9 protein-coding genes are annotated in these 6,512 nt (G+C 41.7%); 5 read left to right on the forward strand and 4 right to left on the reverse strand.

The genetic code is table 11. The annotated features are described in order from the left end of the window. The 4 genes from ODU55_RS11185 to ODU55_RS11200 form a co-directional block, all read right to left on the reverse strand. Window positions 1-826 (reverse strand): IS110 family transposase (locus ODU55_RS11185; RefSeq protein WP_398582869.1); only part of this gene is annotated, 826 nt, incomplete at its 3' end. Between the two features lie 289 nt (window positions 827-1,115). After that, window positions 1,116-1,358: a type B 50S ribosomal protein L31 gene (locus ODU55_RS11190; protein ID WP_024379743.1), complete on the reverse strand. Its 243-nt coding sequence runs from the start codon at window positions 1,356-1,358 to the stop codon at window positions 1,116-1,118. A gap of 118 nt (window positions 1,359-1,476) precedes the next feature. Beyond that, window positions 1,477-2,505 (reverse strand): FAD:protein FMN transferase, encoded by a 1,029-nt coding sequence (locus ODU55_RS11195; protein WP_398582870.1) that lies wholly within the window; start codon window positions 2,503-2,505, stop codon window positions 1,477-1,479. Next, window positions 2,492-3,436, reverse strand: a complete 945-nt coding sequence (locus ODU55_RS11200; protein ID WP_398582871.1) for a bifunctional oligoribonuclease/PAP phosphatase NrnA — start codon at window positions 3,434-3,436, stop codon at window positions 2,492-2,494. The genes ODU55_RS11195 and ODU55_RS11200 overlap by 14 nt, the downstream gene beginning before the upstream one ends. A gap of 94 nt (window positions 3,437-3,530) precedes the next feature. Here ODU55_RS11200 and ODU55_RS11205 point away from each other — a divergent pair, with 94 nt between their 5' ends. The 5 genes from ODU55_RS11205 to ODU55_RS11225 all read left to right on the forward strand — a co-directional run. Continuing rightward, on the forward strand, window positions 3,531-3,992 hold the full coding sequence (locus ODU55_RS11205; RefSeq protein WP_024387928.1) for a flavodoxin: 462 nt from the start codon (window positions 3,531-3,533) through the stop codon (window positions 3,990-3,992). 139 nt (window positions 3,993-4,131) lie between these two features. After that, window positions 4,132-4,401 (forward strand): 30S ribosomal protein S14, encoded by a 270-nt coding sequence (rpsN, locus tag ODU55_RS11210; RefSeq protein ID WP_002940393.1) that lies wholly within the window; start codon window positions 4,132-4,134, stop codon window positions 4,399-4,401. A gap of 81 nt (window positions 4,402-4,482) precedes the next feature. Beyond that, entirely contained in the window at window positions 4,483-4,761 is a 279-nt protein-coding gene (locus ODU55_RS11215) for a chorismate mutase (RefSeq protein WP_398582872.1), read from the forward strand. Further along, complete coding sequence (locus ODU55_RS11220) at window positions 4,751-5,935, forward strand: chloride channel protein (protein WP_398582873.1); 1,185 nt, start codon at window positions 4,751-4,753, stop codon at window positions 5,933-5,935. The genes ODU55_RS11215 and ODU55_RS11220 overlap by 11 nt, the downstream gene beginning before the upstream one ends. A gap of 140 nt (window positions 5,936-6,075) precedes the next feature. Continuing rightward, on the forward strand, window positions 6,076-6,512 hold a 437-nt coding region (locus ODU55_RS11225), incomplete at its 3' end, for a transposase (RefSeq protein WP_398582874.1).

The raw sequence follows: 6,512 nt of genomic DNA on the forward strand, positions 1-6,512 counted from the left end.
CCTTGTCGCCGCTAGAATTTTCGCTAGGAGTTAGCCCAAGATAAGAAGCAAAATGTTGAGCTGTCGCAAAGCGATTAAAATCACCGATTTCTGTCACAATGGAAAGAGCAGTTAGTGTTTTAATGCCAATAAAGCAAGAAAGCCGTGAGACCTTCTCTTGATAACTGTCGCTTTGACCCAGTTGCTCAATTCGTGCATCATACCGTTCTATTTGATCTACTAATTTCTCATAGGTCAATAGATATTCTGTCAAAATCTCTGCGTAAAGTCCATCAGGATTTAGGGAACGGAGCCAGCGGACATGTTTCTGTGTCCAATTACTGCTTCCCTCGGTATAGCGAAAATCATGTCGGAGACAGAAGGCAAGAATTTGTTGTTTGATTTTCTTCAGAGCCACTTTGTGGTCTGTTCTCATGCGGATATATTCTTTGACTTGTTCATCCTCAACAGTAGGAATATGAACAGGCCGATAGCTACGAAAGGCCAGAGCTTTTGCGAGCTGAGCTGCATCTTTTTTATCAGTCTTAACACGCTTAGATCCTTCCTTCATCACCGTTGTAGGCGCCATCACGATACAGGGAAGCCCGTGAGCTTGTAGCTGGTGATATAGGGTAAATCCAAGACATCCGGCTTCGTAGCCACATAACACTTCTGCATCTTGACCATATAAACGACGAAGCTCATTCACATAGTTCACAATATAGCTAACACTTGGACCAACTTTAGTGCTATGTTTGAATTGATTGGTCATCATATCATAATAGCAGAGTGAAAAACTTTCTTTGTGAACATCCATTCCGATGAAAAGTGTGGTAAAATGAAACATATAAGACCTCCAATTGAGTGTGGTAATTCCTGTTAGAAGTTGATTGTTTTTTTTATTCTAGTGTACAGGTAAATCCACGAATTCTCAACTGGGGGTCTTTACATATTGTCTATGAATATTTACGCTCATGTTACGGAAAACACTAAAGAAAAACGGCTGAAAAGTTTGCCCAATTTTTGGGAATGTAACGCCAGCCGTTACTTTTTCCGTTACTTTTTCAAAAAGAAAGCCACTCCCACGGGTCGGGAATGGCTTAAAATCAACGTTTCTAACGGTTTTATAACGCTGATTATTTGAGACCGTATTTTTTGTTGAACTTGTCCACACGTCCATCTGCTTGAGTGAACTTTTGACGTCCAGTATAGAATGGGTGTGAGTCTGATGAAATTTCCACACGGATCAATGGGTAAGTTTCACCTTCGAATTCAACTGTTTCGTTAGATTTCTTAGTTGAACCGCTAAGGAACTTGTAGCCAGTAGTTGTGTCCATGAAGACAACAGTGCGATATTCTGGATGGATATCTTTTTTCATTTTAAAATTCCTTTCTGCCATGGACTCTTTCCGAGCCATAGATTATAACCATTTAAGTTTACCAAAAGTTTGTTCTTATGGCAAGTCTTTTTACCTATTTTTTTAATATTTTTTCAAGTTATAGTACGGAAGCACCTGAAGCAAGGTCAGAAGTTACTCTGACGCCAAATCCTCCTCTTGAGGGACTGCCCAAGCTATCAGAAATCCTTTCTTTACCAGCAAGAACTTTCTCAGAAAGTCCCGAAGTCACTAGAATCCTGCCATCCTGCCCAATCAGAACTGCTTCGATACCATCAGTTTCTTCTACCATCTTATAAATCCGAGTTATGTCTTGACCAAACAGTCGTGTCGTCCAAATCTCACCATCAACAGATTGTTTGGACACAATGGTCAAACTAGCCAGTTGAGACTCGATTGGATAACCGGTCTCAGGACTTAATATATGGTGGTAAGTCTTCCCGTTTACTGTAAGGGTTCTTTCGTAAATACCAGAGGTGACAACCGATTCTTCTCCTATGTTGAGGACGAGGGCATTTTCACCACGTGGTTTCTGAGGATCTTGAATCCCAATTCGCCAGAAACCATCTGGATTGTGGGGAGTTTGACCAAAGGTCAGAACATTGCCCCCCAGGTTAATCAGTCCCGCTGCCACACCAATCCTTTTCAAGAAGTCAACAATCTTATCTGCCACATACCCTTTTGCCAGAGCCCCCAGATCAATCGCCATACCTTCTTTTTTCAAATAGACTGTCTGCTCCTCATCATTTAATTCAATGTCCCTTGGACTGATGAGTTGGAGTTTTTCACTGATCATTTCTTGAGTTGGAAGTTTGGCATCGCTAAATCCAATTCGCCAGCTTTGCACAAGGGGACCAATGGTAATATTCAAAAAAGATCCCTGAGCCAGACTGTGTTCCTTGCCCAATTTAATCAATTCATACAGGTCATCGGCAACAGGAACCGCCTGAACACCTGCATTAAGGTTGACCTCCATCAATTCAGAGGTCAAGTCATTGGCAGAAAAGCGGTCCTTGTAGAGATAGAGAAGCTCTTCTACCTGATCCAAAATCGGTTCTGCCTGGGGATGCCAGATTTTAGTATCAATGACGGTTCCCATTAACCGAAGAGAGCGACTACTTGCTTGCATTCCTCACTACCTCTTGTATTTCTTGGTATATTTTCTCATTTTCGGAGAGTGAATAAGAGTTAGCACCACTTGCTAGTGGGTGGCCACCGCCATCGTGGCGTTTGGCAATCTCGTTGATTGGAAGATACTTACTGCGTAGTCGTACGCGATAGTTTCCGTCAGTTTGTTCCACAAAAATCCCCCAAGATTGAACCGTCCCAATCCGTCCTGGTGCGCCTACGATAAAGGAAGTGTCCGCATCGGTCACCCCGTATTTTTTGAGAATATCCTGTGTCAAAATGACACGCGCCGCACCATATTCATCCACTTCCAAGTTGTCGTAGACGTAGCCTGTCAACTTGGCAATCTTGAAATCGATAGTATCCATCTGGCGAGACATTCTTGCAAAGTCAAAATCTTCTTGGCGGAGACGAGCAACAATCTCAAAGGTACGTGAACTAGTTGCTGGATAAAGAAAACGTCCTGTATCGCCCACAATTCCTGCATAGAGTAGACGGGCAGTTTCTGCGTCTAGTTCCAGTTGACTTTGAAGGGCCAATTCTGCAATCATTTCACTACAAGAACTAGCTTCCGTATTGACCCAAAGCAAGTCACCGTAAGGCTCTTCATTGGGATGGTGATCGATTTTGATCAAGAAATCCCCTTGAGTATAACGGTCATCATCCACACGTGCCGTATTGGCAGTATCTGTCACGATAACCAAGGCTCCTTGATAGTCTTGGTCTGCAACTACGTCCATTCCTGCCATCCAAGCAAGATTTGGCTCCTCAAAACCGGTTACTTTGATGGTTTTTTCAGGAAAATTCTTCTGCAAAAGTTTCTGCAAGCCAACTTGACTACCAATCGCATCCGGATCTGGTCGTTGGTGGCGATGAATGATAATGGTGTCGTATTCACGAATTTTTTCAATAATAGTATTATAAATAGTCATAGCAACTCCTTTTCATCATTTTAGCACAAACTTCCCCTTTTGAAAATGATGGGAGTGTGGTATAATAAGATTACTATGTAATTTGGAGGAAATTATGGCACTAGCAAAAATAGTTTACGCTAGTATGACTGGTAACACAGAAGAAATTGCTGACATTGTCGCCAGTAAGCTAGAAGAGTTAGGTTTGGAAGTACAGGTTCACGAATGTACGGCCATTGAGACAGAAGAAATCTTGGATGCGGACCTTATTGTCGTTGCCAGCTACACTTATTCTTACGGTGGAGACGGTGAGCTTCCAGATGAAATTGTGGATTTCTATGCTGACCTAGCTGACTTAGATTTGACTGGTAAGGTCTACGGTGTTTGCGGTTCTGGTGATACCTTCTATGATGACTTCTGTAGTGCAGTAGATGACTTTGATGTCATGTTGGGTTCACGTGGAGCAACAAAAGGTGCTGAAAATGTCAAGGTAGACCTGGCTGCTGAAGACGAGGATATTGTTAACCTTGAGCAATTTGCAACCGACCTTGTTGCAAAATTAGATACAATGAATTAACTGACAAACAGACTGGCATATCAATAGGTCTAGTCTGTTTTCTTTTAGCCATTTATTAAGATTGTACACCTATTGTTTGCAATCTTTATTTTTTTGATATATAATTAACCGGTTAAGTTTTTTAAATAAGGAGAATTTTATGGCTAAAAAATCAAAAATGGCACGCTATCAGAGACAATTGGAATTAATCGAACGTTATGCAGATTTGCGAAAAAGTCTCAAAGAAAAAGGTGACTATCAAGCACTTCGAAAATTGCCTCGCGACTCAAATCCAAATCGACTGAAATACCGCGACAGGACCGATGGCCGTCCGCATGCTTATATGCGAAAATTCGGTGTGAGTCGGATTACCTTCCGTGAATTAGCCCATCTTGGTCAACTTCCTGGGGTAAAAAAAGCAAGTTGGTAACTTCCTCAAACAAGGCTAGTATTCTGCCTTGTTTTTTGCTATACTAAAAAACAACTGAAACAATATACGGAGGTCTATAAGATGAATTTGGATTGCATCCGCGAACAGATTAACACGATTGATAGCCAATTGGTTGAACTACTTGAAAAACGAATGGAGTTGGTCGACCAAGTCACAGCCTACAAACGAGCAACAGGTAAGCCTGTTTTGGATACCAGCCGAGAAAATGCTGTCCTTGAACGAGTTGGAAAATTAGTCCAAAAAGATGATTACCGCTCTGCTATTCAAGCGACCTTTAGCGATATGATGGCACAGTCAAGAGCCTATCAGGCTGCAAAATTAGCTCAAGATGACCAGTAAAGTCAAGCAAGTTATCCAATTCCTCGTCTTTTCTATTCTAATCGGACTGGTTGCTGGACTAGTCACCACACTCTTTGGGAAAATTCTACTAGGGGTTGGTGACTTACGGTCTGAATTCTTTACTTATCTAATCCCCTTTCTGCCACTTGCAGGGTTAGTGATTGTTTTCATTTATCAAAAATGGGGGAGGGAAGTCCAAGCAGGTATGGGCTTAGTCTTCAAAGCTGGACAAGGCAAGAATGTGCACATTTCACCAGTTCTCATTCCGCTCATCATTTTTACAACTTGGCTCAGTCATCTTTTTGGTGCTTCCGTTGGTCGCGAGGGTGTAGCTGTCCAACTTGGAGCCAGTCTCTCGCATTGGTTACAAAAACAAGGTTTCACACACTTGCCTAAAGCCATGATCACGAAGATTGGTATGGCTGCAGGTTTTGCTGGACTCTTTCAAACACCCTTGGCTGCTAGTTTCTTTGCCATTGAAGTATTAATCGTTGGCCAATATTCTTGGACAAGTCTCCCCTATTGTCTAGTTGCCGCGTTTACGGCTTCTACTACTTCCCATTTACTGGGATTGGAGAAATTTTCGCATGCCATCGCGACTACCTCATTCCAGTTTACAGATAGTTTTAAATGGCTTCTGATTGCCATCTGCTTTGGAGTTGTCGGTAATTTATTTGCTTGGTTTCTGGCGCAAGCAAAAAGCATCTCAACTCGATGGTTTCCAAATCCTTATATGAAAATTGCTATCACGGGAGTCGGGCTAAGTATTCTACTATTCTTTTTCCATCAGGAGCGATATGCTGGTTTGGGAACCAATTTGATTGAGGCTAGTTTAGCTGGGGAACAGGTGTTTGCTTACGATTGGCTACTGAAACTCCTACTGACCTGTCTTTGTTTGGCCGCAGGTTTTCAAGGAGGCGAAGTTACTCCCCTCTTTGCGATTGGAGCTAGTTCTGGGGCTGTTTTAGCAGGATTACTAGGTCTACCAACTGAACTTGTTGCAGCCCTTGGGTATTGTGCCGTATTTGGAACAGCCACCAATACCTTACTGGCTCCTCTCTTCATTAGCTATGAAGTATTCGGAGCTAATATCCTGCCCTATGCTATTCCTGTACTTGCCATAGCTTATCTTATAAACAGAAAACAGACTATTTATGGGGTGCAGGTGAGATGAAGTAAGGGAATCATAGTTTGCCTCTTTCTTGCCCCTCGCTCACATTTTAGAAAAAAACAAAACCCTTGTGTATCAGAACCCACTGAAAAAGTCATCAACTTGATGGCTTTTTTTGCTATACTAGAGTCGAGGTGATTCCTATGCTTGATAATCAAATTCAGTTAGATCTTAGTTCCTATTCTCCCCTGTATGATATTGTTGTTCCCAAAAATCATTTTTTACGGCAGCTAACGGAACTCTGTGACTTTAGTTTTATCTATGATGAGTTAGAGAAACATTATTGTGTCGACTTTGGTCGAAAGGCTTACTCACCCATCATGATGTTTAAATACCTTTTGTTGAAAGATATTTATCATTTATCTGATGTCGATGTTGTCGAGCGTTCGTTATCAGATATGGCCTTTAAGTATTTCCTTGGTCTAGCTCCAGAGGAGTCTGTTATTGATGCCTCTTCTCTTACCAAATTCAGAAAATTACGTATTAAAGATGAACACTTTTTGGACTTATTGATACAAAAATCGGTTCAAATCGCCCTTGAACACAAGCTCATTAAACAAAAAATCCTCATTGTAGATGC

The sequence above is a fragment of the Streptococcus sp. 2022WUSS037 genome (assembly GCF_044427225.1).
In the GTDB taxonomy this organism is placed as follows: Bacteria; Bacillota; Bacilli; order Lactobacillales; family Streptococcaceae; genus Streptococcus.

Excerpts from the sequence above, each read along its gene's own strand:
- ODU55_RS11195 (WP_398582870.1), bottom strand. The coding sequence starts at position 2,505 with ATGCAAGCAAGTAGTCGCTCTCTTCGGTTAATGGGAACCGTCATTGAT.
- ODU55_RS11190 (WP_024379743.1), bottom strand. The coding sequence starts at position 1,358 with ATGAAAAAAGATATCCATCCAGAATATCGCACTGTTGTCTTCATGGAC.
- ODU55_RS11205 (WP_024387928.1), top strand. The coding sequence starts at position 3,531 with ATGGCACTAGCAAAAATAGTTTACGCTAGTATGACTGGTAACACAGAA.
- ODU55_RS11220 (WP_398582873.1), top strand. The coding sequence starts at position 4,751 with ATGACCAGTAAAGTCAAGCAAGTTATCCAATTCCTCGTCTTTTCTATT.
- rpsN (WP_002940393.1), top strand. The coding sequence starts at position 4,132 with ATGGCTAAAAAATCAAAAATGGCACGCTATCAGAGACAATTGGAATTA.
- ODU55_RS11200 (WP_398582871.1), bottom strand. The coding sequence starts at position 3,436 with ATGACTATTTATAATACTATTATTGAAAAAATTCGTGAATACGACACC.
- ODU55_RS11215 (WP_398582872.1), top strand. The coding sequence starts at position 4,483 with ATGAATTTGGATTGCATCCGCGAACAGATTAACACGATTGATAGCCAA.